The organism is Agrobacterium sp. S7/73, assembly GCF_019355535.1.
In the GTDB taxonomy this organism is placed as follows: domain Bacteria; phylum Pseudomonadota; class Alphaproteobacteria; order Rhizobiales; family Rhizobiaceae; genus Agrobacterium; species Agrobacterium tumefaciens.
In genome coordinates this window covers 1,230,299-1,255,707 of record NZ_CP072136.1, presented here as the reverse complement: position 1 = coordinate 1,255,707, position 25,409 = coordinate 1,230,299, and the positions used below count along the sequence as shown (strand labels likewise).

Annotated in this window: 31 protein-coding genes and 1 tRNA gene; 17 read left to right on the top strand and 15 right to left on the bottom strand. The window is 55.9% G+C overall.

Annotated elements, in window-relative coordinates; genetic code table 11:
- The 16 genes from J5276_RS06250 (at position 1) to J5276_RS06175 (ending at position 11,748) form a co-directional block, all read left to right on the top strand.
- Entirely contained in the window at positions 1 to 1,164 is a 1,164-nt protein-coding gene (locus J5276_RS06250; protein WP_209159393.1) for a phage major capsid protein, read from the top strand.
- Positions 1,165 to 1,189: 25 nt separating this feature from the next.
- Positions 1,190 to 1,618, top strand: a complete 429-nt coding sequence (locus tag J5276_RS06245; protein ID WP_209159394.1) for a hypothetical protein — start codon at positions 1,190 to 1,192, stop codon at positions 1,616 to 1,618.
- A gap of 120 nt (positions 1,619 to 1,738) precedes the next feature.
- Complete coding sequence (locus tag J5276_RS06240) at positions 1,739 to 2,119, top strand: hypothetical protein (protein WP_209159395.1); 381 nt, start codon at positions 1,739 to 1,741, stop codon at positions 2,117 to 2,119.
- 80 nt (positions 2,120 to 2,199) lie between these two features.
- The gene (locus J5276_RS06235) at positions 2,200 to 2,481 is read left to right on the top strand and encodes an endonuclease (protein WP_247749958.1); all 282 of its coding nucleotides are present in this window, start codon (positions 2,200 to 2,202) and stop codon (positions 2,479 to 2,481) included.
- Complete coding sequence (locus J5276_RS06230; protein ID WP_209159397.1) at positions 2,478 to 2,969, top strand: hypothetical protein; 492 nt, start codon at positions 2,478 to 2,480, stop codon at positions 2,967 to 2,969. The genes J5276_RS06235 and J5276_RS06230 overlap by 4 nt, the downstream gene beginning before the upstream one ends.
- 119 nt (positions 2,970 to 3,088) lie before the next feature.
- On the top strand, positions 3,089 to 3,403 hold the full coding sequence (locus J5276_RS06225) for a head-tail connector protein (RefSeq protein WP_209159398.1): 315 nt from the start codon (positions 3,089 to 3,091) through the stop codon (positions 3,401 to 3,403).
- Positions 3,403 to 3,825, top strand: a complete 423-nt coding sequence (locus J5276_RS06220) for an HK97-gp10 family putative phage morphogenesis protein (RefSeq protein ID WP_209159399.1) — start codon at positions 3,403 to 3,405, stop codon at positions 3,823 to 3,825. The genes J5276_RS06225 and J5276_RS06220 overlap by 1 nt, the downstream gene beginning before the upstream one ends.
- Positions 3,825 to 4,235 (top strand): DUF3168 domain-containing protein, encoded by a 411-nt coding sequence (locus J5276_RS06215; protein ID WP_247749959.1) that lies wholly within the window; start codon positions 3,825 to 3,827, stop codon positions 4,233 to 4,235. Before J5276_RS06220 ends, J5276_RS06215 begins: the two co-directional genes overlap by 1 nt.
- Positions 4,235 to 4,555 carry a phage head closure protein gene (locus J5276_RS06210; protein WP_209159401.1) on the top strand — a complete coding sequence of 107 codons (321 nt, stop codon included), beginning with the start codon at positions 4,235 to 4,237 and terminating at the stop codon, positions 4,553 to 4,555. The genes J5276_RS06215 and J5276_RS06210 overlap by 1 nt, the downstream gene beginning before the upstream one ends.
- On the top strand, positions 4,552 to 4,968 hold the full coding sequence (locus J5276_RS06205; protein WP_209159402.1) for a P27 family phage terminase small subunit: 417 nt from the start codon (positions 4,552 to 4,554) through the stop codon (positions 4,966 to 4,968). The genes J5276_RS06210 and J5276_RS06205 overlap by 4 nt, the downstream gene beginning before the upstream one ends.
- Positions 4,937 to 6,547: a terminase large subunit gene (locus tag J5276_RS06200; RefSeq protein WP_255610030.1), complete on the top strand. Its 1,611-nt coding sequence runs from the start codon at positions 4,937 to 4,939 to the stop codon at positions 6,545 to 6,547. Before J5276_RS06205 ends, J5276_RS06200 begins: the two co-directional genes overlap by 32 nt.
- Before the next feature lie 11 nt (positions 6,548 to 6,558).
- Positions 6,559 to 8,586 (top strand): tail tape measure protein, encoded by a 2,028-nt coding sequence (locus J5276_RS06195; protein WP_209159404.1) that lies wholly within the window; start codon positions 6,559 to 6,561, stop codon positions 8,584 to 8,586.
- Positions 8,583 to 9,236 (top strand): hypothetical protein, encoded by a 654-nt coding sequence (locus J5276_RS06190; RefSeq protein ID WP_209159405.1) that lies wholly within the window; start codon positions 8,583 to 8,585, stop codon positions 9,234 to 9,236. The genes J5276_RS06195 and J5276_RS06190 overlap by 4 nt, the downstream gene beginning before the upstream one ends.
- A complete protein-coding gene (locus J5276_RS06185) occupies positions 9,233 to 9,607 on the top strand; it encodes a hypothetical protein (RefSeq protein ID WP_209159406.1) in 375 nt (124 codons plus the stop codon). The genes J5276_RS06190 and J5276_RS06185 overlap by 4 nt, the downstream gene beginning before the upstream one ends.
- Before the next feature lie 4 nt (positions 9,608 to 9,611).
- A complete protein-coding gene (locus tag J5276_RS06180; protein ID WP_209159407.1) occupies positions 9,612 to 10,565 on the top strand; it encodes a hypothetical protein in 954 nt (317 codons plus the stop codon).
- A 124-nt stretch (positions 10,566 to 10,689) separates the two neighbouring features.
- On the top strand, positions 10,690 to 11,748 hold the full coding sequence (locus tag J5276_RS06175) for a ParA family protein (protein ID WP_209159408.1): 1,059 nt from the start codon (positions 10,690 to 10,692) through the stop codon (positions 11,746 to 11,748).
- A 661-nt stretch (positions 11,749 to 12,409) separates the two neighbouring features.
- On the opposite strand, the gene J5276_RS06170 is transcribed toward J5276_RS06175, so the two are convergent.
- A tRNA-Cys gene (locus J5276_RS06170) sits at positions 12,410 to 12,483 on the bottom strand.
- Positions 12,484 to 12,714: 231 nt separating this feature from the next.
- Between J5276_RS06170 and J5276_RS06165 the strand changes: the two genes are divergently transcribed.
- Positions 12,715 to 13,140, top strand: coding sequence for a hypothetical protein (locus J5276_RS06165; protein WP_209159409.1), 426 nt, complete (start codon positions 12,715 to 12,717; stop codon positions 13,138 to 13,140).
- Between the two features lie 169 nt (positions 13,141 to 13,309).
- Here J5276_RS06165 and J5276_RS06160 read toward each other — a convergent pair whose 3' ends face one another.
- The 14 genes from J5276_RS06160 to J5276_RS06095 form a co-directional block, all read right to left on the bottom strand.
- Positions 13,310 to 13,924: a hypothetical protein gene (locus J5276_RS06160; protein WP_209159410.1), complete on the bottom strand. Its 615-nt coding sequence runs from the start codon at positions 13,922 to 13,924 to the stop codon at positions 13,310 to 13,312.
- A gap of 75 nt (positions 13,925 to 13,999) precedes the next feature.
- Positions 14,000 to 15,478: an SGNH/GDSL hydrolase family protein gene (locus tag J5276_RS06155; protein ID WP_209159411.1), complete on the bottom strand. Its 1,479-nt coding sequence runs from the start codon at positions 15,476 to 15,478 to the stop codon at positions 14,000 to 14,002.
- A gap of 9 nt (positions 15,479 to 15,487) precedes the next feature.
- Positions 15,488 to 15,958 carry a hypothetical protein gene (locus J5276_RS06150; protein WP_219256702.1) on the bottom strand — a complete coding sequence of 157 codons (471 nt, stop codon included), beginning with the start codon at positions 15,956 to 15,958 and terminating at the stop codon, positions 15,488 to 15,490.
- On the bottom strand, positions 15,958 to 16,380 hold the full coding sequence (locus tag J5276_RS06145; protein ID WP_209159413.1) for a DUF5110 domain-containing protein: 423 nt from the start codon (positions 16,378 to 16,380) through the stop codon (positions 15,958 to 15,960). The genes J5276_RS06150 and J5276_RS06145 overlap by 1 nt, the downstream gene beginning before the upstream one ends.
- Positions 16,381 to 16,398: 18 nt before the next feature.
- Positions 16,399 to 16,602, bottom strand: a complete 204-nt coding sequence (locus tag J5276_RS06140) for a hypothetical protein (RefSeq protein ID WP_209159414.1) — start codon at positions 16,600 to 16,602, stop codon at positions 16,399 to 16,401.
- A gap of 171 nt (positions 16,603 to 16,773) precedes the next feature.
- Positions 16,774 to 17,457: a lysozyme gene (locus tag J5276_RS06135; protein ID WP_209159415.1), complete on the bottom strand. Its 684-nt coding sequence runs from the start codon at positions 17,455 to 17,457 to the stop codon at positions 16,774 to 16,776.
- 82 nt (positions 17,458 to 17,539) lie between these two features.
- Positions 17,540 to 18,802, bottom strand: a complete 1,263-nt coding sequence (locus J5276_RS06130) for a hypothetical protein (protein WP_209159416.1) — start codon at positions 18,800 to 18,802, stop codon at positions 17,540 to 17,542.
- Positions 18,799 to 19,029 carry an acyl carrier protein gene (locus J5276_RS06125; RefSeq protein WP_209159417.1) on the bottom strand — a complete coding sequence of 77 codons (231 nt, stop codon included), beginning with the start codon at positions 19,027 to 19,029 and terminating at the stop codon, positions 18,799 to 18,801. Before J5276_RS06125 ends, J5276_RS06130 begins: the two co-directional genes overlap by 4 nt.
- Positions 19,019 to 20,698 (bottom strand): AMP-binding protein, encoded by a 1,680-nt coding sequence (locus tag J5276_RS06120; protein WP_209159418.1) that lies wholly within the window; start codon positions 20,696 to 20,698, stop codon positions 19,019 to 19,021. The genes J5276_RS06125 and J5276_RS06120 overlap by 11 nt, the downstream gene beginning before the upstream one ends.
- Positions 20,699 to 20,994: 296 nt before the next feature.
- Positions 20,995 to 22,533, bottom strand: coding sequence for a hypothetical protein (locus J5276_RS06115; RefSeq protein ID WP_209159419.1), 1,539 nt, complete (start codon positions 22,531 to 22,533; stop codon positions 20,995 to 20,997).
- The gene (locus J5276_RS06110; RefSeq protein WP_209159420.1) at positions 22,530 to 22,874 is read right to left on the bottom strand and encodes a hypothetical protein; all 345 of its coding nucleotides are present in this window, start codon (positions 22,872 to 22,874) and stop codon (positions 22,530 to 22,532) included. Before J5276_RS06110 ends, J5276_RS06115 begins: the two co-directional genes overlap by 4 nt.
- Before the next feature lies 1 nt (position 22,875).
- Positions 22,876 to 23,820, bottom strand: a complete 945-nt coding sequence (locus J5276_RS06105) for a hypothetical protein (RefSeq protein ID WP_209159421.1) — start codon at positions 23,818 to 23,820, stop codon at positions 22,876 to 22,878.
- Between the two features lie 355 nt (positions 23,821 to 24,175).
- The gene (locus tag J5276_RS06100; protein WP_209159422.1) at positions 24,176 to 24,694 is read right to left on the bottom strand and encodes a hypothetical protein; all 519 of its coding nucleotides are present in this window, start codon (positions 24,692 to 24,694) and stop codon (positions 24,176 to 24,178) included.
- Complete coding sequence (locus tag J5276_RS06095) at positions 24,694 to 25,359, bottom strand: hypothetical protein (RefSeq protein ID WP_209159423.1); 666 nt, start codon at positions 25,357 to 25,359, stop codon at positions 24,694 to 24,696. The genes J5276_RS06100 and J5276_RS06095 overlap by 1 nt, the downstream gene beginning before the upstream one ends.
- Between the last annotated feature and the right edge of the window lie 50 nt (positions 25,360 to 25,409).

Sequence of the window (25,409 nt, the reverse complement as noted above, 5' to 3'; positions counted from 1 at the left end):
ATGGAACACCTGAAAAATACGGCGATCTCCGGCGCCACGCTTATCCGCAAGGGTGACGACGATGCTCCGGAGGCAATCGTCACCAAAGCATTGGAGACGCTTCAGAAATCGGTCGATGACCGTCTCAAGGAGATCGAGGGCAAGACTGCCGAAAACGAGAAGCTGCAGACGCGAATCGCGGATCTCGAAAAGAAGGCGAATCGCCCCGGTGCGTCCGACAAGAACGACGACGAGGCCGTCGCGCTCGAAAAGAAGGCGTTCGGCACATACCTCCGTCTTGGCAATCAGACGCCAGCGGATGAGCTCAAGACGCTGCAGGTAAGCTCTGATCCGCAGGGCGGATATCTTGCGCCGGCAGAGATGTCGACGGAGTTCATTCGCGACCTGGTGCTTGTGTCTCCAGTCCGTTCCGTCGCTTCGGTCCGATCCACGTCGGCTCCGAGCGTCTCTTATCCGTCGAGAACGGGAATCACCAACGCGAAGTGGAAGGGCGAACTTCAGACGCAGGAAGGCTCGGAACCGACATTCGGCCAAGCGGAGATCGTTGTTCGAGAAATCAACACCTACGTTGACGTTTCGAACCAGCTTCTTGCCGACTCCGCCGGCCAAGCTGAAGCGGAAGTCCGCCTCGCGCTGTCTGACGATTTCGGCCAGAAGGAAGGTAAGGCATTCGTTGTCGGTAACGGGGTCCTTGAGCCCGAAGGCCTGCTGACCAATGCAGACATTGCCACGGTCGCCAACACGAATACTGGCACCATTGTTCCCGACGCACTGATCGGCCTGATGTACGGTCTGCCCACGCAGTATCGCAATTCCGGCACCTGGGCCATGAACAGCACGACCCTTGGTAAGCTTCGCCTCCTGAAGGACGGCGACGGTCGCTTCCTGTGGCAGCCATCTTTCCAGCTCGGCCAGCCGGAAACCATCCTTGGCCGTCCAGTCATCGAGCTGCCGGATATGCCGGACATCGCCACCAACGCAACACCGATCATTTTCGGCGACTTCAGCGGCTACCGCATCGTTGACCGTATCGGCCTGTCCATTCTGGTGAACCCGTACCTCCTGGCCACGAACGGCATCACCCGCATCCATGCGACCCGCCGCGTCGGTGGCGGCGTTCTCCAGGCAGCCAAGTTCAAGAAACTGAAAATGTCGGCCTCCTAAGGCGCGGCAAGGAAAGGATATCGAAATGAGAGATCTCGTCCATAACATTGGTCTGACGACCCTTATTCCGCCCGCTGTCCTCGCAGCCGACAATGTGCCGGTTGCCGTCGATTTGCTTGGCTTCAATCAAGCCGTCATCGCCGTTCACACCGGTGTCGGCGGCATCACCTTCAACGGTACGAACAAAATCGACTTCACGTTGACGCACTCCGACGACAACACGACCTTCGTTCCGGTTGAGACCGGCGACGTGCAGGGCGTCGATGTTCTTGCCGGTGGCATCGTGCTTCCGCTGCGCACTGCGCAGGCTGACCCGAAGGTGACGAAGCTCGGCTACGTCGGCAACAAGCGATACCTGAAGCTGCTGGCTGATTTCTCCGGCACGCACGGTACCGGTACTGCGATTTCGGCACTGCTGATCAAGGGACAGGCCGCCAAGCGCCCCGTCGCCTGACTCTGATTGAGGGGCCTTTGTGACGGTTCCAGCGATCAGCCGAACAACGGAAAGGCGCCTGCCTCCCCTCATCGATTCTGGGCTCAAGGCGCCGCGATCGCAATTTTTAAGGATTTTGGCATGGTCGATAAAATCAAAATTAAGCGTCAGGCCGGAACTCCGTCGGAGCGGCAGGTTGAAACATCGGTGGACGACGTCATCAAGGACGTTGGCACTAACGTTGAATTCATCCCGGCAAGCACGCTGACGCTAACTGACAAGCATCAGGGCAGACTACTAGCCTTCACGGTGGCGTGCACGGTGACGATTCCCGCCGGTCTGCGAAGCGGCTTCTCGTGTGGATGGCTTCAGGCCGGTACCGGTGCAATCACGTTCGCCGCCTCGGGCGTCACCGTAAACAGCTTCGAGGGCAAGGTGAAATCAGCCGGGCAATGGGCTGCTGGCGGCATCGCGGCAATCGAGGCGGAAACGCTTCTCGTCTACGGGAGCATGGGCGACTGATGCCTACCCGCGCTCCCTCAGTCTGCGGCTATTGCGGCAAGGCCCATCCATCGGGTGAGACCTGCAAGGCGGTTGCCCGAATGGCGGCGGAGCGCAAGGCTCGTTTCGACAAGAAGCGGCCCGCCGCCCGTGACCGTGGCTATGACAGCGAATGGCGGAAGCAGGCCAGAGCCTACCTCGCCATTCCCGGAAACGATCTGTGCGAATGCGGCGCGCCGGCAGTGCTGGTCCGTCATGTGATCTCAATCAGGAAACGTCCTGAACTCAGGATGAGCAAGACTAACTGGTGGCCGGGCTGCCAGAAGTGCAACGCCATCGATGCCGCCAAAGAACGGCTCGAACAGAAAGGAAAAACATCATGAGCCTTTTCGCCACAGCAGGCAGCAAATTGTACGTCGGTATCGCCAAAGAACAGCAGGCTGCCGACTTCGTATTGGCAGACTTCTCAGCGGCGAACGCTGCGACATGGAAACTGGTTGGCCAGCTCGAAGCGCTTGGCAGTCTAGGCGACACAGCCGAAGCAATCTCTTTCACCGCCATCGACCGCAACCGCACCCAGACAATCAAGGGTCCAAGATCTGCTGGCCAGATGGAGCTCGTCGCCGGTCTCGACCATGCTGACGTAGGGCAGCTGGCACTCATCGCAGCAGAGCGTACACCTCATGACTTTGAGTTCCGCCTCGTTCTGAATGATGCGCCCGCAGTGGGCGGCACGCCAAGCGAGAGGTTGTTTGTCGCCAAGGTCATGACTGCAAGCGAAGCGTTCGATGCAGCGAACTCGGTGATGAAGGCCAATTTCACTTTGGGCGTCAACTCCAACGTTGTCCGCATCAACGCAGCCGAGACCTGATGCCATACCGGGGGGTGGTCTTCAACTTTCCACCCTCTTTGGGGACCGGCGGCGGGAGCGACGCTCCGGATGGATTTTAATTCGCTCTACTTTTTTTCACGGTAAAATGAGGTCCGACCATGATCCTGACAGTCGAAGAATTGAAGGCCGGGCTGAACCTTTCGGATGATCTTGGCACCGGCGATGACGCGATGCTTCAGCGTTTTATTGAGGCATCGCAAAATCTGATCGAACGGCAGCTCGGTTTTAAGATCGAAGCCGACTTTGGTGGTGCCAGCCAGGAGCCTATCCCGTCGGCGCTCATTCATGCCGTCGCATTGCTGGCTGGGCATTATTACGAAAACAGAGAAGGCACTTTGGTCGGCGTCTCGGCGCAGGCTTTGCCCTTCGGAGTTGACGCGATCGTCACCGAATTTCGTGAGTGGTCGTTCTAATGGCTGATGACGGCGGCCTTTCCCGGATACAACAGCGTCTCAATGCCATTCCGCAGAAGCTGCGAGACCGCATGAAGGTGGTGACGCGCGAGGAAGCGGAAAAGCTTGCCGACGATATGCGCCATTTTGCTTGGTCCTCGAAGGACACCGGCGATCTTATAAACAGCATCCATGTCACTCCAGCGGGACAGAGCACGCCTCCGTATAGCCAGCCTGGCGGGTCAACGGTCGTGCCAGAGAACGCCGCCATGGTCACGGTCGGCAACCGGGATGTCCGGTACCCGCACCTGATCGAATACGGTACCTCTGAAACAGAGGCTCAGCCATATTTCTGGCCCGCCGTGCGAGCCAACAAGAAGCAAACCCTCAACCGGATCAAGCGGGAAATCCGCAAGATTGTAAAAGCGAACTGGGGGAAATGATGAGCGCAGAACTTGCTCTTCAAGGCGCCGTTCGGGCGCGGTTAATCGGCGACGCTGGTGTCGTGGCACTCGTACCGGCAGCGAACATTCTCGATCGGAACGAAAAGCCGAACCCTCGACCGAGCGTCGTCATTGGCGAGGGGCAGAGCGTAGACGAAAACGACTCGATCTCCCGGAACCGTATTCGTGTCTATCTCGACCTCCATGTCTGGACGGAGGAGCCATCCACCGAGATTTCGAAGCGTATTGTGGGCGCGATCCGCACCGCTATGAAGGTCCGCCCCGTGTTGTCAGCCGGCCATCAACTCGCCGACTGCCGGATCCGGCAGGCTCGTTTCCTTCGAGATCCTGACGGCCGTACTGCCCATGCCGTCGTGACGATCGATGCTCTTGTCGTGGAGGTGGCATAATGCGCGCCGGAAAGATGGACCGAACCATTCGTATCGATCGCTTCGACTCCGGTGCGGTCAACGAATATGGCACGCCGACTCCCGCCTTTACTCCGCTCGCCACGCTGCGCGCTCAGCTCATCGAGGCATCGACGGAGGAGTTTCTCCAGGCGCAGGGCGCGGTTGATCGTACCGCTATCATCTTCCGCACCCGTTGGCTTCAGGGTGTCACCACATCCGACCGCGTCCACTACGACGGTTCTTTTTTCAATGTTAGGGAAACCAAGGAAATCGGCCGGCGTAGAGGTCTCGAGATCCGCTGTGAAAGGTCTCAGCAATGACGACGCGCGGCAGGAAAGCGGCACTAGTGACCGTCCAAGGTGGTCTGTCCGGCGTTCCGAAATGCCCGGTTTCCGTCCCCATTGAGTTTGCCGCTGAATGGGATGCCATCGGGCGCGACATGGCAGAGCGTAAGATTTTGACGACGTCAGCGCTCGGGCTGCTGGAGAGCTATCTCATCGCACGGTGGACAGTCAGGGAATGCCAGAAGGCAATCAAAGAGCATGGCCTCCTCGTCGATACCGCTCACAAGATGAAGAAGCCAAACCCGGCATCGGGCCTGCTGTCCAAGGCCTTGGAGGCAACGGCGCGTCTCGCCGCCGAACTGGGCATCAGCCCGACCGCCCGATCCAAATCAACGTTTAAGCCAGAGAAAGGAGGGGATGACGATGAATGGTCTACAATGGATCTTTGACGACTCCCTGATCGCCGATCCTTTCGGCTACGGTGCGCGCGCGGTGAAATTCCTCCGGATGTTGCGGCATCCGAAATCCCGGTTGCCGGGCAAGGCCTTCCAGCTTGACCCACCCTTTGAAAGGGTTGTCAGGAAGATTTATGGTCCCGCTGAAGCAAACGGGGCGCGCACTGTCCGCACCGTTTATTTGCAGGTCGGCAAAGGTAGCCGCAAGACCTCCCTGAGCGCAGCGCTGGCGCTTCTGCACACCTTCGGACCTGAGCGCCTTCCCCGCGGTCAGAACTTTGTCGTCGCTGCTGACCAGGCGCAGGCTCGTGTAGCGTTCGAAGAAGCGATGTCTATCGTGGACGAGATCCCGCAGCTTGCCGGTGCCTCGCGTCCCGTCGACTCTAAGAACCGAATGACTCATCCGAAGTCGGGCTCATTCTTTGAAGCCATGGCCTCCGATGGCGCTCGTGCCCATGCTCGTACCCCGACGTTCGTTTTGGTCGACGAACTATGGGCGCATAAGAAGGCGGACCTTTGGCAGGCCATGCGCCTCGGTGCATCGAAGGTGGCGGGATCTTTGGTCATCGTCGCCACGACGGCCGGACGCGGCAATGAGTCTCCGGACTTCGCCGTTTATGAGTATGCCAAGAAGGTCCAACGCGGAGAGGTTATCGACCCGACATTCCTGCCGATCATCTTCGAGGGCACCCGTGACGAACCATGGGATGACGAAGCGCACTGGCAAAAGGTGCTGCCAGGTTTGGCATACGGCTATCCCGACCTGCCGTCACTTCGTCAGCTGGCGACCGAGGCGAAAGAACGCCCATCGGACCGCGCAGCATTCGAACAGTTTTTTCTCGGCATCCGGCAGGACAACAGCCTGGCACCATTCGTCGACATGCAAACCTACGACGAGGGTGCCGGGCCGGTAGACCTTGAAGAGATGGAGTCTCGGGAATATCCATGCTGGCTAGCCGTCGACTTGTCGTCCACGACAGACCTTTCGGTCATCGTCGCCTGCTGGAACGTGGACGGGGAATATGTCGTATGGCCGTGGTTTTTCTGCCCGGGCGATAACATTCAGCGCCGCGCCGATCGCGACAAGGTCAATTATCCACTTTGGGCGGAGCAGGAATTCATCACACCGACGATGGGCAACGTGATCGATTTCGACCGGATTGAAGATCAAGTCCGCGAACTCGCTGCCCGGTTCAATGTCCGCGAAGTCGCCTTCGATCCCTACTTAGGCCGCCAGCTCATGAACAACCTGCAGGCTGATGGCCTGCCAGTTGTCGAGATGCGACAGGGATTCATTACCATGGGACCGGCGGTCAAAACCCTTGAGCGTGCCATCGTTGGCCGCAACTTCCGGCATGGTGGCCATCCGGTTCTTCGGTGGAATTTCGAGAACATCGCCGTCGACAACTCAAAGGTCGACATGCCGACCTTTCACAAGGGCAAAAGCCGCGACCGCATCGACGGCGCGCAGGCCGCAGCCATGGCGGTAGCGCGTGCAGCCGCTGGCGACACCGGGCGGTCGTCATACGATGACGCAGACCTTAACGATATCGAAAACTGGGCTTGGGCCTGAAGGAGCCGAACATGACCGGTGATGAAGAACAACTGGCGATTCAGGTTGTCGCAAAGCTGACCGAGCTTGAAAAGCAGATGGCCAAAGCCAACGGCATAACGGCCCGAGCCTATCGCGAAATGTCGCTCAACAGCCGCAAAGCCACGAAGCAAATGGAGGATGACGCCAAGCGTTCCGCCACGCGCGTCAACCAGGCGATGGCCACGGTCGGCACATCGATCGGCGGTGTCGGCCGTGCGTTTGCCGGCGGATTAATCGGCACTCTCATCGGTGCAGGCATCAGCGGCACCATTCAGAAGCTTGGTGAGGTAGCGCGGGGCGTTGCAGAAATCGGCGATCAGGCGAAGATTGCAGGCGTCAACGTCAAAGCGTTTCAGGAATTGAAGTTCGTTGCCGAACAGAATCGCGTTGGTGTCGACGCTCTACAGGATGGATTGAAAGAGTTGTCTTTGCGGGCCGATGAATTCATCGTGTCTCTCGGCAAGTCCGGCTCCGGCGCCGAAGCTTTTCAGCGTCTCGGATACTCAGTTGATGACCTTAAGGAAAAACTGAAAGACCCCTCGGCACTGTTTGCCGAAATCATCGGTCGTCTCGGCCAACTCGACAAAGCCGCTCAGATCCGTATCAGCGATGAGATTTTCGGCGGTACCGGTGGCGAGCAGTTCGTGCAGTTGATCGGCCAAGGCGAGCGGGGAATTCGCGATACCATTCAAGCCGCCAACGACCTTGGCATCGTTATGGACGAACAGTTGATTGAGCGTGCGGCCGAGGTTGATCGCCGGTTCCAGATGATAAGCCAGACGGTCGGCACCACCCTGAAAAGCGCCATCGTCTCCGCCGCTGACTCTCTATCGGAGTTTATCGACGGTTTTCGAGACTATCAAAAGCAGATGAGCTCAACGCTGGAAAGCACTCAGCGCGATCTGGGGATGAAGCGGCTTGATCTCGAAAACAGCATTCTTGAAGCGCAGAACAATGGCGCCCTCGGCGAGCGTAATCGAAACAAGGCAATCGGCCAGTACCGCCTCGAGCTTCAGAAGCTGGCGGAGGAAGAGGCGAAAGTCGTTAAGGTGCTGGGTGAACGCATCCAGCCGATGAACCGGAGCGGTGAGAAGACCTGGACACCGCCTGCGTATACTCCTCCGTCAGCATCGAAATCGAAAACGCGCGACCCTTCGGTCGCGCAGGCGGAGCGGGAAAAGAAAGCAGTTCAGGAATTGATCGCGGAGCTCGAAGAAGAGCTGCGTATCGTTGGCCTTTCCGACGCCGCCAAGCGAGCCTCTGCCGCCTCCAGGCAGGCAGGAGCGGCCGCCACAGATGCAGAGCGGGAAAAGATCATTCAACTCACTGAAGCGATCGCCACGAAAGAGGAAGCACAACGGAAGTCAGACGAAGCCACGCTCTATTATCGTGATCTCACGAAAGCCGGACTAGACGACCTGGTCGGCGCGATCGAAAGCGGGAAAAGCTTCTGGGAGGCGATGGGCGACGTTGCCGTCAACAGCCTGAAACGCATCTCCGACACCTTGTTAGATGATGTGCTCGATGCATTGTTCAAAGTGAACGGCGCAGCAGGCGGTAGCGGCGGTGGCTTCCTGTCCAGCTTGTTCAGTGGCATTTTCGGCGGCGGTACCGGTGGATTTGCCAGCCTACCAACAATCGGGCCGGTTCCGACGCCGAGACCGTTCGCAAAAGGCGGCGCGTTCGCCGACGGGATAAGCGGCTTTTCCAATCAAGTCGTCAACAGGCCGACCATGTTTGCTTTCGCCAGCGGCGGTGGAGTGATGGGTGAAGCCGGTCCTGAAGCCATCATGCCCCTGTCGAGGGACTCGAGCGGCCGCCTCGGCGTCTCTATGAACGGTGGTGGCTCGTCTGGTCAGGCGTCTTCCCCCAGTGGGGGAACATCAGAAGTGATGGTGAGCCTGTCACCCGAGCTCATTGGCCAGATCCTTCAGCAGGCGCAAAGTCAGAGCATAAAGTTGGTGCAGCGAAACAACGCTCAGAAGAACGAACTCTATATGAACGGGAGCCCGAGATGAGCGACATAATTTCACTCCCGTCGATAGGCTGGCGGGAATGCAGCTTCGATCCCGTGCAGCCCAGAAGCACTGCGCGCATGGAAGGACGGCGAACCGAGGCGATGGCGTTCGGCACGCCTTACTGGAAGGCAAATTACAAAGCGACCTATTTGTCTGAAGAAGACTTCGGCAAAATGGACGCCTTCATGATGCAGGCCGGTGATAGCGGCGATGTATTCTTAGGATACGACGTGTTTCGCCCGAGGCCGATCGCTATGGATACCGGTGCGCCTCTATCTGGCACTAAGGCTGCGGGAGGAGCGTTCAATGGCGATGCCTACCTTCAGTCGATCACCGGCACGACACAGCTGAATGTTGGCGGACTGCCCGCAGCTTTCAGCTTCTCTCCGGGCGATTATGTCGAATTGCGCATGTCTCCTCTGAACCGGTCCCTTCACCGCGTCATCACCGCAGCAACATCAAGTGCCGGCGGATTTGTTTCCCTCCACGTAAGGTTTCCGATTGACACCCAGAACTTCACGTCGAGTGCCACGGTTCATTTTGAGAAGCCGTCCTGCACCATGCAGATCGATCCAGAAAGCTATTCCGGCTCGAAATCATGGAACAGTCGCGAACCGTCTTTCAGCGCGACGGAGGTATTTGTATCGTGATATCGACTTATCGGCTCCAGGATCTGCTGTGCAGCGAGCTGAAGCGACAGCTTGAAGCCAAGGGCGCGACCCGTCCGCGCATCCCCACCGGCGGCGATCTGCTCTGGCGGTGGTTCATGGATTTGCATCGGTCGCGGACGCTTCATGCGGCTGGGCCGAATCCCATCGCTCATACTGAAATCGTCGCTTATGCCGCGCTCATGCGGTGGCCTATCGAGCCTCGCCATGTCATGATTCTGCGGGCATTGGATCAGACTTATCTGGAGGCCAGCATGAAGCCGCAAGCCCCAGCGCCAGAGGGCGTAAAAACCCTGCCACCAGTCTCCTCCGCGCCGGTATCGGCGGGGTTGATCGACGCCATGTTCGGATAATGCAATGGTATACTTGTCGAACTTCGTTGATGCCAGAAACGCTAAGTTAGCGAAGCGGCACAAGCCTCGGCAGATCGTCAGTGGTGACCGTCGTAAGCATGTAATCTCTCAAGTCATGAATGTGCTTGATGATTTCCGGGATAACCCTTGGGAGCGCGAGGGCGCTACACGCTCGGGGCTTCGTTCCGCACTCTGCCTTGTCGGCCATGAGTGGGCGGAGGCAGACCATGAGTCAGCCGGACTGATCACGGCGGCTTTCCAGAAGCTCGGGCAAGGCGCGAGACCCTCGTGGGCGGAGGGTCAAGCTCATTACGCCATGGGCCGGGAGGCTTGCGCGCGCTGTGGCAATGCCATCAGTGAGGATCAGAAACCACACCGCTACTGCTCGGTGCGCTGCGCCAAGCTTGCGCTACAAGACCAGGCCTTTGACAAGCCCGTGCAGGATGACGTCTACGGCCGTGATGCGTGGAAGATAATCGCTAAGACGAGGACGGCGCCACGCACATGCGCGCTGCCGTCCTGCGGCAAGGAGTTCCGTGTTTGGGCGGAGTCTCGTGAAAACCGATACTGCTCGAAGCAATGCCGAAGCGACTCGATGCGGACGCGCGTGATGCGACGCTGCGCGAATGTGGCGTGCGGGAAAGAGTTTTTGCCGTCGCTGAAAGATGTCCGGTGCTGCTCTATGGCCTGCGCCAGTGCGATCGGTAAAAGGAAGCAGTTCCAACACACCTGCCAGGCGCCGGGCTGCAGCGCAGAGTTTCTTTCCGCAATGCCCTACGCGAAATATTGCAGCGGGAAATGCAACGCCCGTGCACACTATCATCGGAAGAAACAGCCGCTGTCCAACTTCAGCTGTGACGATCTTGGTTTGATCGACAGAGGGCCGGCAGACGTCGTCTTGTTTCTGGTGCCCCTCACGGCCGCTGCGTTCGATGGGTGGTTTCAGAAAGCTGCGTAGGCTGTCTATAACTCAAGGTGTGCTGGACTTTCAAAAAAATCCGGTCAATTAAATCTCCTACGTATTATGAGTAAATACACGACTTATGCCATAGTGTGGCAACGAGTCACGGAAGGAGTCACCAATGGCAATTTATGCCCTGTGGAACAACAAGGGCGGCGTCGGTAAAAGCTATCTGACATTTCAGGTGGCTACCGAGTATGCTCGAACGCATCCGAATGAAAACGTTCTGGTGATCGATCTTTGCCCCCAAGCCAATTCCTCGAGCATGATTCTCGGTGGTATGGTGAATGGAGAAGCCGCCATAAACACCTTGTCGGGCATGACACCAGCAAGGACAATAGCAGGTTACGTGGCCGACCGAATCGTGAGTCCGTACGTCAATCCACGAAGCGGATCTAACTATGTCTCCAGGGTCTCAGCCCATAATCATCATGTAGATGGCAATCTCTACATCGTGTGTGGCGATGAAGAGCTTGAAATGCAAGCTGCCCAAGTGCAGTTGGCATGTACTGCCGGCCCTGGTGATGCCTGGCGCATCGTTCACACATGGATACGGGATCTAATCGAAGACGTTAGAGTATCTTGGAACCAAGAAACAATAACGGTGTTCATCGACTGCAACCCCAGTTTCTCAATCTACACAGAATTGGCCATGAGCGCTTCGGATCGTCTTTTGATCCCATTCTCCGCTGATGGATCTTCCAAGAGAGCAGTGCGATCTGTCCTATCTCTTGTGTACGGCGTATTGAGATCACCTGGTCAGCTTCAGTCGCAGTTTTTTATCAACTCGCAGCGATGGTCCATGACCAGACCGTTGATCTATTCCTATGTCGGGAACAGATTGACGCAAATGAACAACAGTTCCGCGAGCGCGTTCCGCAACGTCGTAAACGAAATTTTCGCGGAAGTGTACAGGGTTTGGCAAGCAAATCCGGCATTGTTCCACATACATCCGACAGGGGATCCGGCTCCCACCTCGCGCGTCGGGTTTCGAAGAATGTTCGAAGAAGAGATCAATGATGCAAACACGGCATCGGTCGTCTCCGGGGCGATGGGTATTCCAATATGCAGATTGACCGCAGGCGCCAAGACGTTCGCGGGCAGAACAGTCCAGGTAAACCAGTCACAGCTGGACAAGCAGCAGCCCAATATCCAAGACTTTGTTTCTCATATCGAGTGACATACGCAATGAGAATCCCCCGATACCATTTTGGTGCCGGGGGCATCATTTCTGATGCGTGATATATCTGGAATGCTTAGCACCTGCAGATTTGCAGATTGACTGCCGCCCGGCAATTAATGACCATAGCGCCATGGACATTCCACCCTCATAAAGACGATGCCACTCTAAAATTTAGGCGCTTAGTTATGGATATCTTGCCATAGCGATCAATCCCGAACTCTACCGGCTTCCTCCAAGTACCGTAGGAAATTTCTCCGCGCGTCCGATCTGACATAGAGAAGTATCTTGTCCGCCGGACTACCTGTGTCCGGTAACGTCTCTGGGTCGAGTTTGACGTCTGGTTCACTATACTCAGGATGACGGCGCGCGTAGGCGGTGTAGCCCGCTGCCTGTAGCTCATCATCTAGTTCGCCTGGTGATAAGCTTGCGATGCGATCTTTTTCGGCAGGCGAAAATTCCACAGATTCTTCTCCGTTGTTTATCACCTTGAGCCTGCCACGGCATGTAGCATGTTGCAATCCATGTTGCACGGAGTGGCCGTGGTCAATTGAAAACCGTTGGGAATCAAGGGAAGTGGTTTGCAACACGACGCGACAAAAAATTAAGGGGCGCCGTTGCCAGCGCCCCCTCATCATATTGAAAAATATGGAGAATTCCTTGGAGGCCTCGCCCGGAATTGAACCGGGGTACAAGGATTTGCAGTCCTCTGCGTCACCACTCCGCCACGAGGCCTCACTGACAGCTTTTTCGCTGTGGTGGCGGGGATTTAGAATAATCCTAATCGATGCGCAAGAGGCTCATTCTGAATATCGTCCTTTTTTTATTCTGAATAGCCGTTCCCGGCTCGTTCCTTACGAAGTCCGTTGACTCCCTCCCTGCCTATCCCATAATCAGACCCAGCGCTGGGCGGCGCGCATCAAGACATCAAGGGAAAACGAAACTCTGTCACCGGAGGGAAAGCCCGTGCGTGAAAAGTACCCGCCAAGAATCAGGATACAGCTCCCAATATCGAGAAAGCCCATCAGCGGTGAAATGCTGGTCTGCGCCGGCGGCCGGTGGCAGGTGTGTTATCAGGCGCGAGGGAAGATAGAGGATCGCAAGACCACGGCATGGGTCTATGGCCCGGAGAGCCGATTCTTCTGTGAGGTGGGGACAGAGGATTATCTGGCCAATCTGCCTTTGCCAGACGAGACGCCGTTCTTTGACGACCAGTTCAATTATTCGCTGGAAGAGGTCGATGACGACGGTTGCCGGTATAACCGGCTGGCTGGAGCCAACAATGTTTCCGTGGCGCTGGCGGCCTATGATGTTCTAAAGCGCACCACCAACCGGATTATCAGGATTCGGCATGGTATCCGCGTGGTGCAGAGATCGGATCAGGAGACTTGATATGAGCGACCAGGCCAATAAGGCCGGCGACGGCATTCACGAAAACCACTGGTGTGAACATCCAGGCTGCTCAAAGTGGGGAAGTTTTGGCTTCAGCCGCTCTAAGGCCGAGAAGTCATCATGGCATTGCTGGGAGCATTATCCGCAGAGGGACATGTTTAAATCGGCCTCAGCTTCCCGGTGAAGCCTTCTCTCGCTCCATGCGGTCCACGCGCTGGCGAAGGTCCAGAATCACGTCACGGGCGCCGTAAACGCTGCTCTGAGCCTGCTTAAGCTCATCAATCTGTCGCTGTTGATCGGAATCGGTATTCGTCTGGCTGGTCCACACCCTCTCAAGCTCGGCGCGCGGCACTTGAGCATCCCTGATATCCTTGATCGAACCTTCCATGCGATTCCGGTCTTCGGCTCCGCGAGCCTGCCGCCATTCCATTTCCTGCCGGGTTACGATCTTCTCGGATAAGGTCACAACGGCATTTTCGAGCCGAGATGTGGACGAGTTGATTGGCCAGTATGCCAAACCGCCAATCACAGTGCAGAAGGTGATCGCCACGCCGATGGCCTGCCATTGAGGCTTGTTCCTCTCCGACAGGTTAGTGGACAACGCCGATATGGAGGTCCGCATCTCGTTGGCAATGGCGGACATGCCATTCTCAACCTGCTTGAACCCGGCGCGCATCTCCGTTTCGAGGTCAGTCTGGCGCCGCCCAAGGTTTGTGACGCGCTCGCCAAGCTGGGCGGTCACTGCATCCGTGTAACTGCGCTCTAGAGTGCTACCGTTTGCCATATCATCAGTTCCTGCCATTATCCCAGCCTGCATGCGAGTGTAAGAAAGCCCCGGCCATAGGTCGGGGGTGATGTGTCAGGCGAGCAATGCCGCAATCTTTGGCGCCACCAGTGCGGACTTGAGCTGATATGCGTTTGCCGTCTGGTGCAGCTTGTCCGACGCGAAATAAGTCGTGTTGTTCGGATCAGCCATTTCCGGGATGTTGGCATAGTCCACCATGTCATCAGCGAACGTTGCCCAATTGGCTCGGATCTGCGAATTGATCGACAGGCGATACGTTTCAGCCTGCGCGGTATAGGTGACGTCGACAACCTGGGTGTTGATGGTTGAGGTTATGACCTTGACACCTAGACCGCGCAAATAAGTGCAGTACGCCACCATGGCATTGTAGATCGTCGTATCGGTTGAACCGGCACGCAGGTCGTTGATGCCAGCGTGAACCCGCGCAACCCGCTTGGTTAGTTCGGGATAGGCGCTGATCAATTCGTTGATGCGGTTGCGGTCATTTGTGGCGTTGAGCGCGGTCAACGGTATAGATGGCTGGCCACAGTTAAATATTGCCGTGTCGGCCGGGTTGCCGAGCGCGCCGAAAAGCTGATCCGGCTCCGTGGCAGTCATGCCGAGACCCGCGGCATATACGGCAACGCTGCCCTGCCCCGCCGTGATGCTGTCCCCGATCATGAAAACGCCCTTGGTCTGGGCGATCTGGATAGCGGCTACGGCTTCAAGGGATTTGCCAACGGACGCCATTTCAGCCGCCGTCAGAGCGCGCGGGAAGATGGCAACGGCCATGATCTCGCTGTAACCGTTTCCGTTCTCAATGGTGCCGCCCGTGAGCGTTCCTGCGGTCAAGCCGCCCGCGACAGTCTCGATCACCCGGTTATTGTAGAACTTCACATCGGAAGCACCGCTGGAATAGCCCATGACGGCCACTCCGGAAGTCTTCGGAGCGCGGCTCTGGACCTTCGAAACGTTGCCGTTGGCGGCATCAAGGATGCGTGCACCGCCGCCTGCCGTCGCCGTGTCTGGCGTCGTGGTACCGTATGTCAGCGTCGTGCCCAGCTTTATCCATGCATAGGATGCTCGGGCCAAGTGCGGGCGAAGTACCAGAAACACCGAGTGATTGGCTCGATCGACGGAGAGACCGGACGGAATCGGGTACTGGATGTTAGGGCCGCAGGTGATCGGTAGAGCGGAACCAGTAAGCTGTGAGCGCTGCACATATGCGCGGGCACCCTGCGTCGTCTGGACCAGGTCAAATCCGTTTCCAGACTGGTCTAGAAGCGTATCCACTCTGGCAGCGACGTTCACGCCGCCGACATAGGTTTCGATGGCAGCAAGATCGAGGCGGCCGTTCGCATCGAAGCCAAACGTCTGCGGTGTCGTAGGGTTGGCGCTTCGGGCGACCTTGGCCGCGCTGCCTGCCCATCCTGCCAAACGAGCAGTGCTGGCGAAAAGAAGAGGCGCCACAGTCAACCCGACTGGAAGAACCGGGTCGATGTTGGCAGACGGCGGCACCAGCGGCCAGTTATTCAAGATCGCGCGAGATACCATTGGTCTATCCTATGAAGGGCGGCGGGCGAAGCAGTTGACGTAGACGCCGGCGGGAGCGAAGCCGAACAGCGTCAAGACGAGACCGAGCAGCGCCGTGGCGAGAGTGGGGAGCGTGATTGACTTGGCGACCTGTTGAACCACGAACTGCGTCTGCGCGGTCGTTGTCGAACCCTGAACGATTGTGGCAACGTTGATGTAGCTGGCGCCTGTAGGAGTCTCAGCGATGGCAGCGCAGATCGGCGCAACTTCAAAGGCTGGAGAGAATACCCACGTCGCCACACCTGAAGCTCCTGCCACCTGAATGCGCTTGCACTGCACCGCGGGTGGCAGATCGCTCTCGTTGGCTTTCGCTGCCAGTTCTGACTCCACCATGGACATATCAGCTTTGCCAGGAATAGCCGTTTCCACGTTACCGAGGCGGGCGGATAAAGCGCTCAGTGCGGCCTCGGTCACCGCTGCGCCATAGCCAAGCGCAGACATTACAGGCCACCGATGACCGAGTTCATGGGCGCCGGCGTACCGCCGCTGATCGCCACGCGCAGGACAGAGCCTTGGGCGACGCCGATCGCAACCGATCCAGTGGCAGTGAGCGTCACGTCAGCGGTATTGGCTGCATTGCGAACCGGGTACCAAGTTGCGCCGTCGAGCCCGAGATACTGCAGCGTGGCGGTCGCTCCATTGAAGTTGGTCGATTCAGCGCGCCAGATGTAATCGCCGCCGGAGATCGGGCCGACCTGAGAGCCTGTCGCAGTGGCGCCAGCAAGCAACGTGTATTGGCGTTTTTCAGAGAACGAGGAAGTCTGCCCAGTCGCCGGGTCTATTGGCACAATGCCGACAAGATCAGCCGTCCTGCTGAAATTTCCCTGCTTGTAGTTGAAGGTGTCGCCGTTGGGTTCAAGCATGTCAGTGTCCTTTCTTGATTACCAGCATTTCTGTTTCACGCCATGGGCGTTGTGTGACGCGACCTGGTTAGCGAACTGCCGGTCGTCCGTCGTGATCTTGAGCGCGGTTTCGAGCGTCGGCGTCAGCTTGCTCCAGCCTGCGCACACATTCGACGCGTTGGTCGTCTGGCAGCCCGAAATGGCGGCACAGCTCAGCAGCAGCGGAAGAAGTGATTTCCTCATTGGTTTCGTTCCTTGATTGAAGAACTTCGACGGTCTTGGCTAACGCCTCTGTAGCCGCCTGTGAGCGACCTTCGCGCTTGCCAAGCCAGTAGGAGCCGGAAGCCAGCAGAACGGCGCACAGCAGGCCACCAGCGGCGATTTTCATCCAGTTGGGGATGAGTGCCCACCACATCAGGATTTGACCTTCTGCCAGATGCCCCAGAGCGTCAGGGACAGGATCAGCACCGCGACAAATACCCTCGCCCACTGCCCGCTCGTCAGTTCGTCACGCTGGCTGGATACCGCGTCGACCACATCAGGAATGGCGGGACCAATCGCAGCGCTGGCGCCAGCCAGACCCGTGCCCCCGATAACGGCAACATCCTTCTTGGGAACGGCTCGATTGGCTTCCACGGTGTTACTCGAAACGAACTCGCCCTTGGCCCAAAGTCCAGCTTCGGCAGCGCGGCGATTGACAAGCCCCTGCACTCGCTTGCCGCCAGCATTCACCCACTTCATGAGCTCGGCCGGCACAGCGTCGTAGTCGCCAGCGTTGAGCTTTTTCAGAAGCGTGGACTTGTGGAGTGCCCCGGTGTTGAAGTCGAAAGAGACGAGAACGGCGAACTGATTGTCGCTCAACGGCACCTTAACCAAGGAATTCACGCGATTCTCGAACTTGCGCAGATCATCCTTCAGGATGTCTTCGGCTTCCTTGTCGCTGATCCGCATGCCTTCGCGGACACGCGGAATACCGGCTGCCGTGGTGTGTCCATAGCCGATGGTCCAAATGCCTGCGACGTCGGGATATGCGACGAGCCTTTTGCCTTCCCACTGCATGATGTGCGAAAGCCCCGCCGCGTTGATGCGTCGTGCCATGGTGATTTCCTTTTCTGATGGAAACAAAAAAGGCCCGCCGAAGCGAGCCTTTCGTGAGGTCGAAATAGTATAAATGGAGTGGTTATTGTCCGTATAACTGTTTTGGAATGTAAGCCTCCAATTCAGGAGAGCCCGCAATGTTTGCCTTGATTTCAGCAATCCGCTCTGCCGTTGCATGCGCTAACGTGAAATCAAAAATATGTTGAATTTCCTGATGCTTGTTTAATGACCAAAGCGTCTTTAGGAGGGGAACAAGACTATCAGCCCGATCGGGAGTTCTATCGTAATAGTCCCTTGCATACGGCTCAGCCTCAATTGGATTTCCCGTATTGAGATGAAAAAACGCCATCACCTGTGAGAAGATTCGCTGGCCTCTAAAGAACACGTTTGCTCTCTGCATCAAGGCGGATATCCCTGATGCGTCATTGTATCGTGTATATAGTGACAGCCCACACAACCAACTATGCAGCTGGCCTGGGGAAAGATCCAAAAGCCGAAGCAGACACAGCGAGGCATTTAACTTCGTCCCGATTGCAGCATGCGCCTGCGTTAAAGCCAACCAGCACCAGGTGTCATGATGGTACTTATCGACAAATAGGACTTCATTTTCTAATAAAGCATTCCAATTTCCAGTCGCCCTGTACTCATGCAGCTTTCGATATATTTCGTAATCTTCACCCCAATCGAAGCCCAGAATTTCAAGGATATCTTTCGAAACTGGATGAAAGGTCGCGGAGTTAATACCTTCACCTTGCCGAAGAGTTTCTTCAACGCACGATATCACGCGCCTATCAACGCCCGGCATCTGTTCTGCGAAGGCCCTGAGCATCATTCCCATAATCTCACCATTGGGATGAAGCGCGGTGTGGAACAGGGGGCGACTTACTGTGACGGTACGTATGAACTCTGCAAAGTCTATCGAGCTCCCCGCTCTCGTTTGACACGCCTTTATGATGCCGATGTCCATGTCAAACACACGTTTCGGCGTGGCCTTTGGACCGAACTTATCAGCTATCTCGGACGGCGAAACTGCATAGAACTGCAAATGCGGATAGCGAATTATTTGATCAACCAGACCTGAGTAACTCATTTCGGTCTGGTCAGAGAGTGGCGTCGATTGCGTTGCCTGGATAATCCACTGTCCCTTTTTGCGGGCCTCTTCAATAAGAAGATGAGCTTCACTTTCATCAACGTATTGGCACCCCACCCCCAGATGGCTAGGAAGGAACCCCAGATCCTGACCGATCGCATAACTCTCCGCTAAGTTTGAAGCGGATAAAATTGCGGAGAGATGTTGCCCTTGGCAGTTTCCGTCGAAGATGACGAGCGGGATACTCTTTTTCAAGAAATTTGCTTTCGAACCATGTCAATCAAATCGCCCACATTGCTGCATGTAAGTGCTTGCTGAGGATCGATATTCAAACCGTATCGATCTTCAAGCTCGAACATCAATTGCACATGGCCAAACGAATCCCACCCAGGGACGTCAGCCGCCGTCGTGTCCCTCGTCAACTCTCCATCAAACATTGGGAAAGCTTCTTTAATCGCAGCTCTAAATTTATCATCGATCATCAATTTTCCCCACGAGTTGGTCCGACATGCTGATTTTTATCGTTCTATCTAAATAAGCTTTTTGATTAGCCGACCGAGATATTTTCCCGCTGGTTGTTTTAACTAAGGAATTTTCTTCCACTATAATGGTATCAGATGGGACTATCCCAAAGCTGGCATGAATGCTGTCGTTTATTCCTGCCTTCAATACTTTGGACGACACATCGCCAGTTGTTTCAACCGCCAATACTAACTGCTGTGTTCCGCTCGTATCTTCGACACCGAAAGCGGTAACCCTGCCTGGTTTCACCCCCTTGACCATTGACGCAAGCTGTTCGACGTCATGTGCGTAAATGTTCTTCCCACGCACAATGACAAGATCGTCAATACGTCCAGTCACATAGAACCTGCCATCGTAACGGAACCCTAAGTCTCCCGTATGGTACCAACCATTTTTGAATTTTTCTTTGGTGGTCTCTTCGTTTTTGAAATACCCGTTACAGAGTGATGGGCCGCGTATTATTATCTCATCGACTATTCCGTCAGCCGCATGGTCACCAATTCGAATTTCAGCACCGGCTATAGGTGTACCTACCTCAACGATAATCTTTGAGCGTATGCCCTCGCCGTCCGTTAGAGTGATGCGGTTTTCCGTTTCCAGGACGTTGGCGTCAACCGACAGAGCGGTAAGCGGTGCGGTAAACGATGTCTGCGTCATTCCAAATACATACTCGGCGGCGGCATAGCAGACTTGAACTACGTTGGGTGGCAAGCCGTGTGGTTCGAAACGCGCTTTGAAAGCCTCCATGTCGTTTTGCTTGCACGGCTCAGAGCAATTTATCACCGCGCGGACATTCTCCAAAGATGATTCCGTTAATTCGACGCGAGACCTTTTTGCCAAATAGTTGAATGCAAAATTTGGAAGCCAGCAATACGCTTGTGGGCACCCCGCCAACAGCGAGATCATAACCCCTGGGTTTGAAAGCCATGCAAAAGTGTCAATAATCCTCACCGATGCGCCGGCCCACATCGGCAATAGGGTCGCCGCAATCAGGCCCATATCGTGATAGATTGGAAGCCACGACACGACATTCGCTGTATCGTCAAAGCCGATCGTCGCCCCATAAGAATCAAGTTGAGAAAGGAGTTGGCGATAGGTGACGGTAACGCCTTTTTTTAGACCCGTAGTACCCGAAGAATGCTGAAGAAACGCAATTTGATCAAGGTTGGCATCCACTTGCGGCCGATCTTCTCTGGCTGGCCACTTTTCGATGGTATCTGTCGATATCAATTGACCCGTGCAGAGCGCACTCACATGCCCAGCGCACGATGGTTCGCTGATGACTAGTTTTGGGTTGATCCTTTCAACAATCTTCTGATGGGCGGACGCCCAACTTGCCAAATCTTGTTTTACCGTCGGCGGTGGCATAAAAGAGGGAATGGCGCCAAGCCATTGGGCTCCAAAAAAAGCCAACAGCATGCCTTCGCTATGTTGAGCAAATATTAATACTACGTCGCCTTCTTGCACCCCGAGTTCCGAGAAGTTTTGCGCCGTGTCAGATATCCTTTTGCGCATATGAGAAAACGACAAGCTTTTCTCTTGCCCCGTCATCCCGTGAAGCTCAAAGCATATGCCATGTGGATTTGCCACAGCCTTCGCAGAAAGTTGCGCAAAGAAAGAATTGCTCATATGGGACCCCGGCTGATATCCCAAACCGTATAAAAGCCGCCGAACGGTTTAGTCAATCGGAGTTATTGAGAGAGATGGATACAAGTTCGAAAAAGTTGATCGTAGAGGCGCCGATGCTAAACATGGAACTTGAACGAGCCAGACGAGAAGTTCGCCCGACAACGTTCGGAGGTCAGCGTTGGTTTGTTGTGTCTGCGGAAAAAGGAAATGGCACAAAAATTTCCTATTTTGGCATTGAATGTTACGACGACCTCTTAGACGACTGGGCTTAGATGGGAACGGGATAACTTATTGATTTACGGGCCGATAAGTCCGTGTGTCAGCAAGTCGTCCTTCATGGCTTTTATTGTCTGAGAAAGGTCCCGAACTTTATCCATAAGCGCTTGAATTGTTGCTTGGGTGTATGCAGGCTCAGCAGTTGCAGAGTAGGTTGCGTTCGCGGTTCTCTTAGGGGTTCCAGTGTCTGCCGCCCAACCTGTACGCCGCGAAGTTACAACCTGCGTACCTTGAATGCTAATCGTGCCGAATTGATCGGTTGCCCCGCCGTCTGTTACTAACCAGTGGTCAACAGAGTTGTTGTTATAGCGTATTGCTCCCGCGTCATATCGTATAGTTCTGTCTAGCCCGGTAGACAGAGAGAATTTTTGTCCGTTAGCCATCCTAAACGCAGCACCGCCAGGAGCGATTAACGCTTTGGAACTATCAAACACAACATCGAAACCAGTTGAGGCCCCGACAGTAACCCCCTCATACCCGACTTTCCATCTGTTTGTTGCTATCGCGTCCGCAATTTGGTTAGTCGCGCGGAACGCCGCGCCACCTTGTGCAGAAGCACCGGAATAGGCACCGCTTACTTGTGGACGCGAGATAACAGCATCAAACCCCACTCGGTTGTTGTTTGCGTCAGTGCCGTTAGCCGCAATCACTTGCTCAATACCGAGAAGCGCAGAAGTCGGATTTGCTGTCCCGGTAAAATCTATCGCTTCGTTAGCAATTGACCAAGTTGACCCCGTTGACTGTTTTCTCCCCACAAATCTGCCTGCACAATTCTGTGAAGGGCCGGGGGAAAAATTGTCCAGAATAAACAGCCCAGCGTCTTCGTAAGATTGTGTTGACGTGGCAGAAACGGTGTTTCTAGCGAGAATAGCTGCGTTCTCGAAACCGTTAGTGCCCCCTGTGTAATCGGCGCGTCTGTCAACTCGCAAGGCGTGAACGTCTTCACCTGTCGTTTTGCCCTCGCCTTGGAACAAGAAAAACCCACTCGACTGCAAATCAAGCGTAGGATGCGAAAAGAAATTTTTAGTTTTAAGGCCCTTCAACTGCGAAACATCAGAAGACAGATCAACGGCCTGTAGTGCGGTGTCTGCTTTGCCCCCTTGCGTAGCAGTTGCAAAATCCGTCGCGTCAGCAGTTGAAGCCGTGCCTAGTTCAAGTACGTCGCGTTGCGCCGCTGCGCCAGCAGCGCCCACTAAATCGCGCCCCGCTTCGCTTATCCCCGTAACAGCCGCCGCGTCTGTTCCGGTAAAGTAAATGAATTGGTTAGCGCCAGGGGTGGTCGCTTCCATAGCCGCAGTCGTCGGCCCGATAATGACATCCTGAATATTGCTGACGAGATCCTGAAACGATATGCGCGAATACATATCGATCGACTGGTCCCATCCCCAGAAGTATGTCGTTTCCGGCGTGGAGACAGACGGAATCTGCACCAAAGCGCCGAAGTCTGGTTTGACCACCATATCCGTGCCGTCTCGATCGGCATCGAGGCCATTTGCGCCGATAATACGGGCCGGGAAGCGCGGCAGGACGCGCAAGCGTAGGGAGGTGCGATTGCTCATTGGCGGACGACTCCGTCGATAATGCCGATGGTGGCGACAAGTTCTTGATCTGTGACGTCATCAAGCTTGATGGTAATGCCAATCTCATATGTGCCGGCGCAGATGCACGAGAGGTCATTCGGCGTGAAATGCCATTGGATGATCCCCTCTGCGATGACGGAGACCTTCCCGTCACCTGTCTTCGCGGTCAGAACAGGAGAGCAACCGTTCTTGCGAATCGCAATGCTGATGACGGCATCCTCTAGGTTCGTCACAGGTTCGTCGGTATCATCGTTGATGATCTCGACAGTTCCAAACCAGTCGGCACGGTTAGATATTGGCTCTAGTATTCCAGTGTACATGCTAGAGCCTCATATAAATTGTGGTGGCGATCGATGGCTGCACGTTGTTGTGCGGTTCTCCCCCGCCAGCGCCACGAATTACAATATTTGAACCGCTAAACGCAGTAACTTGCGTGTTTGTGAATTGGTCGATAGCGAATATACTAGAAAACCCGCCACGATCCCCCCATCCAGGGCGATATATAGGTTGGGGGTAGTTTTGCACATGTTGGTGCCCGTAGTCGTCAACGCCGTGTGCGTGCGAAGGCATTTGAGCAACAGTTAGTGTGTGAACTTGATTACCCCCAGCCCAACCGACATAAGTTGCGCCCGTCATTACCCCTGCGGCGGCGTTACCCATATTATCGTAGCCCACAACTGTGCGCCCTCGCCAGTCAGGCAAAACCATAGTCTTATTCGCGCTGAAGTCGGCGGCAGCAGACGCCCCGCGCCCGCCAGCAATAGGCGCTGTAGGCCAAATATTCCAAAGGTAGCTATACAGCGGCTGTGTATCGCTGTTTGCCCTTTCCTCCGCACCGGATGTAGCTGATCCGATAGTGCGACCATTCAAGCGCACAAAACCGACGCGCGTCTCGTTACCAAAACGGAGCATCATGTCACCGGTAGACATCACGGAGTCAGGGTCAACCGGTGTTGGCGGAGCACCACCACCACTACCGCTAGGACCAATAATGGGGACTGCGGGCGTATCGAACAGAACCACGCCGCCTTTCGTCGTCACGCGCACACGATAAAACTGGTCAGCCTCATCAAAGAAAACGGCCGGGAAGACGCCGTTACCATCCGTCACCAAGGGGTTTGGATGCGGCGTTGACAGATCGTTGTCGCGATACGTCGTGATAGGCGTCGTGGTGCCGCCACTGTAGAAATACGCTCTGGCGCCGATATACGGGGCACCCTTCGCGTTGTTGATCTGCGAATACGAACCAGTCCAAAAACCCGCCATTGGGCGCTCTCCATAAAAAAGGCGGCTCCGAAGAACCGCCTTTGTGTTTTGACTTGCCTGGATCACCAGAACAGGCCGTGGCTAGACTGAACTTGCCTTACCTCGCCTGCCTAAACAGACCTAAGATCGACGTGCCTTGCCAGAACAAACCTAGCCTGCCACGCCATACCCAGACTTAGCTAACCAAGCCCCAACTCGCCTCGCCTGCCGGGCCATGCGTAACCGCGACTTGCCGTGCCGCGACACACCTAACCTCGCCAGCCTTGCCCGACCTCAACTAAACTCTGCTCAACTCGACTTGCCTCGCCTGCCCTACCGTGATCCTTGCCAACCGGACGGGCATCCGGTTTCGCCTTTAGTTCTTGCCTACCCGCTTGAGCGAGTTCGGGAAATCCTTATCGATCAACTCGATGATGTCCACCAGACCGGCAAATTCTTGCAGGTCTTTGTATCTCGCCTTCCATGCTTTCAGTTCGTTCCAAGCCCTATCCAAAACCATATTTCGTGTCTTTGTCTGTGACATCGCGTGGCTGGCTTCACGGTAATGTGGAGCGCCCGGCTCGGGCACGTGGACATATGCCTTTTGCCGCACCGCCGGCTTGTCGTCGCTGACATAGACAGCCACCACAGCCCGGATAAGTCCCCTCGCCTGCTGGAGACGGTAGGCTTCTGCCGCCTCCCCGTCGTTCCACTCGAAGAAGCTGTGCAAAGGCGAGTTATCATGCCGGGCATCTTCAAGAATGTCCTGCGGCGTCAGTTCGCCTTTGAACCTCTTGCGGAGCATTTCGATGTGCTCACCAACAAGTTTGGCGTCCTTCTCGGCACCCGGTTGGAACCGGGCGCCTTCTGCAAATTCAAAACCGGCGATCCGCATCACGCAGCCTCCAGTTTCGCTATGTCAGCTTCCGTGGCGACGTGGAAGCAGCCGTATTGCCCATCCTTCTCCGGCCGCCACTCCCCAACACCAACCGCGAAACCGGCCACATTGAGCAAGTTCAGTATCTGACTCTCGCTCAAAACGTTGGCGTTGTAGCGAACCAGCAGCTTTGCATGCCATTCCGAAAACTCGGGCCGGTAACGCAGGTCTGCCGTTCCCATACCCACCCGAACCATGTCTTCGCGCATGGATGGTTTGCCGCCCTCGATGCGAACCAGATTAACGCGAGACTTGGAGCCTTCGAACGCTCCCTGAATATCGGCGTCCTCGCCAAGGATGTGGAAGGCCTGGCGGGCTTGGATCTTCGTCAGACCAGCGACGGACGTTCCGGCGGTGACAGCGGCGTTCTTAAAGGCCACGCTCGGGAAGCCGTAGCCCCCGTCTGCGAGGCGATACATCGCAGCTTCAAAATCGGACACAGGGTCTTTCGCCTCCTTGGCCGACTTTGCCTTCTTCATCTGCTTGTCCAACATTTCGCGCTTGGCCTTTTCAGACCACGCATGAACGATGAGCGGGCTGTCACCGACAACAGCAACTTCCATCAGCCGGATATCCAGCTTCGGCAGTTCAATCCCAACATTCTCTTTCTTCGTAACGGCCATTTCAGTCTCCATAGGCGTCCGGCCCGCCAAGCCCGGTAACGCACAGGGGT

What these genes read in the sequence shown, in the direction of transcription:
- J5276_RS06250 (WP_209159393.1), top strand. Translation starts at nt 1, where the DNA reads ATGGAACACCTGAAAAATACGGCGATCTCCGGCGCCACGCTTATCCGC.
- J5276_RS06245 (WP_209159394.1), top strand. Translation starts at nt 1,190, where the DNA reads ATGAGAGATCTCGTCCATAACATTGGTCTGACGACCCTTATTCCGCCC.
- J5276_RS06240 (WP_209159395.1), top strand. Translation starts at nt 1,739, where the DNA reads ATGGTCGATAAAATCAAAATTAAGCGTCAGGCCGGAACTCCGTCGGAG.
- J5276_RS06235 (WP_247749958.1), top strand. Translation starts at nt 2,200, where the DNA reads ATGGCGGCGGAGCGCAAGGCTCGTTTCGACAAGAAGCGGCCCGCCGCC.
- J5276_RS06230 (WP_209159397.1), top strand. Translation starts at nt 2,478, where the DNA reads ATGAGCCTTTTCGCCACAGCAGGCAGCAAATTGTACGTCGGTATCGCC.
- J5276_RS06225 (WP_209159398.1), top strand. Translation starts at nt 3,089, where the DNA reads ATGATCCTGACAGTCGAAGAATTGAAGGCCGGGCTGAACCTTTCGGAT.
- J5276_RS06220 (WP_209159399.1), top strand. Translation starts at nt 3,403, where the DNA reads ATGGCTGATGACGGCGGCCTTTCCCGGATACAACAGCGTCTCAATGCC.
- J5276_RS06215 (WP_247749959.1), top strand. Translation starts at nt 3,825, where the DNA reads ATGAGCGCAGAACTTGCTCTTCAAGGCGCCGTTCGGGCGCGGTTAATC.
- J5276_RS06210 (WP_209159401.1), top strand. Translation starts at nt 4,235, where the DNA reads ATGCGCGCCGGAAAGATGGACCGAACCATTCGTATCGATCGCTTCGAC.
- J5276_RS06205 (WP_209159402.1), top strand. Translation starts at nt 4,552, where the DNA reads ATGACGACGCGCGGCAGGAAAGCGGCACTAGTGACCGTCCAAGGTGGT.
- J5276_RS06200 (WP_255610030.1), top strand. Translation starts at nt 4,937, where the DNA reads ATGACGATGAATGGTCTACAATGGATCTTTGACGACTCCCTGATCGCC.
- J5276_RS06195 (WP_209159404.1), top strand. Translation starts at nt 6,559, where the DNA reads ATGACCGGTGATGAAGAACAACTGGCGATTCAGGTTGTCGCAAAGCTG.
- J5276_RS06190 (WP_209159405.1), top strand. Translation starts at nt 8,583, where the DNA reads ATGAGCGACATAATTTCACTCCCGTCGATAGGCTGGCGGGAATGCAGC.
- J5276_RS06180 (WP_209159407.1), top strand. Translation starts at nt 9,612, where the DNA reads ATGGTATACTTGTCGAACTTCGTTGATGCCAGAAACGCTAAGTTAGCG.
- J5276_RS06175 (WP_209159408.1), top strand. Translation starts at nt 10,690, where the DNA reads ATGGCAATTTATGCCCTGTGGAACAACAAGGGCGGCGTCGGTAAAAGC.
- J5276_RS06160 (WP_209159410.1), bottom strand. Translation starts at nt 13,924, where the DNA reads ATGGCAAACGGTAGCACTCTAGAGCGCAGTTACACGGATGCAGTGACC.
- J5276_RS06155 (WP_209159411.1), bottom strand. Translation starts at nt 15,478, where the DNA reads ATGGTATCTCGCGCGATCTTGAATAACTGGCCGCTGGTGCCGCCGTCT.
- J5276_RS06150 (WP_219256702.1), bottom strand. Translation starts at nt 15,958, where the DNA reads ATGTCTGCGCTTGGCTATGGCGCAGCGGTGACCGAGGCCGCACTGAGC.
- J5276_RS06145 (WP_209159413.1), bottom strand. Translation starts at nt 16,380, where the DNA reads ATGCTTGAACCCAACGGCGACACCTTCAACTACAAGCAGGGAAATTTC.
- J5276_RS06140 (WP_209159414.1), bottom strand. Translation starts at nt 16,602, where the DNA reads ATGAGGAAATCACTTCTTCCGCTGCTGCTGAGCTGTGCCGCCATTTCG.
- J5276_RS06135 (WP_209159415.1), bottom strand. Translation starts at nt 17,457, where the DNA reads ATGGCACGACGCATCAACGCGGCGGGGCTTTCGCACATCATGCAGTGG.
- J5276_RS06125 (WP_209159417.1), bottom strand. Translation starts at nt 19,029, where the DNA reads ATGATCGATGATAAATTTAGAGCTGCGATTAAAGAAGCTTTCCCAATG.
- J5276_RS06120 (WP_209159418.1), bottom strand. Translation starts at nt 20,698, where the DNA reads ATGAGCAATTCTTTCTTTGCGCAACTTTCTGCGAAGGCTGTGGCAAAT.
- J5276_RS06115 (WP_209159419.1), bottom strand. Translation starts at nt 22,533, where the DNA reads ATGAGCAATCGCACCTCCCTACGCTTGCGCGTCCTGCCGCGCTTCCCG.
- J5276_RS06110 (WP_209159420.1), bottom strand. Translation starts at nt 22,874, where the DNA reads ATGTACACTGGAATACTAGAGCCAATATCTAACCGTGCCGACTGGTTT.
- J5276_RS06105 (WP_209159421.1), bottom strand. Translation starts at nt 23,820, where the DNA reads ATGGCGGGTTTTTGGACTGGTTCGTATTCGCAGATCAACAACGCGAAG.
- J5276_RS06100 (WP_209159422.1), bottom strand. Translation starts at nt 24,694, where the DNA reads ATGCGGATCGCCGGTTTTGAATTTGCAGAAGGCGCCCGGTTCCAACCG.
- J5276_RS06095 (WP_209159423.1), bottom strand. Translation starts at nt 25,359, where the DNA reads ATGGCCGTTACGAAGAAAGAGAATGTTGGGATTGAACTGCCGAAGCTG.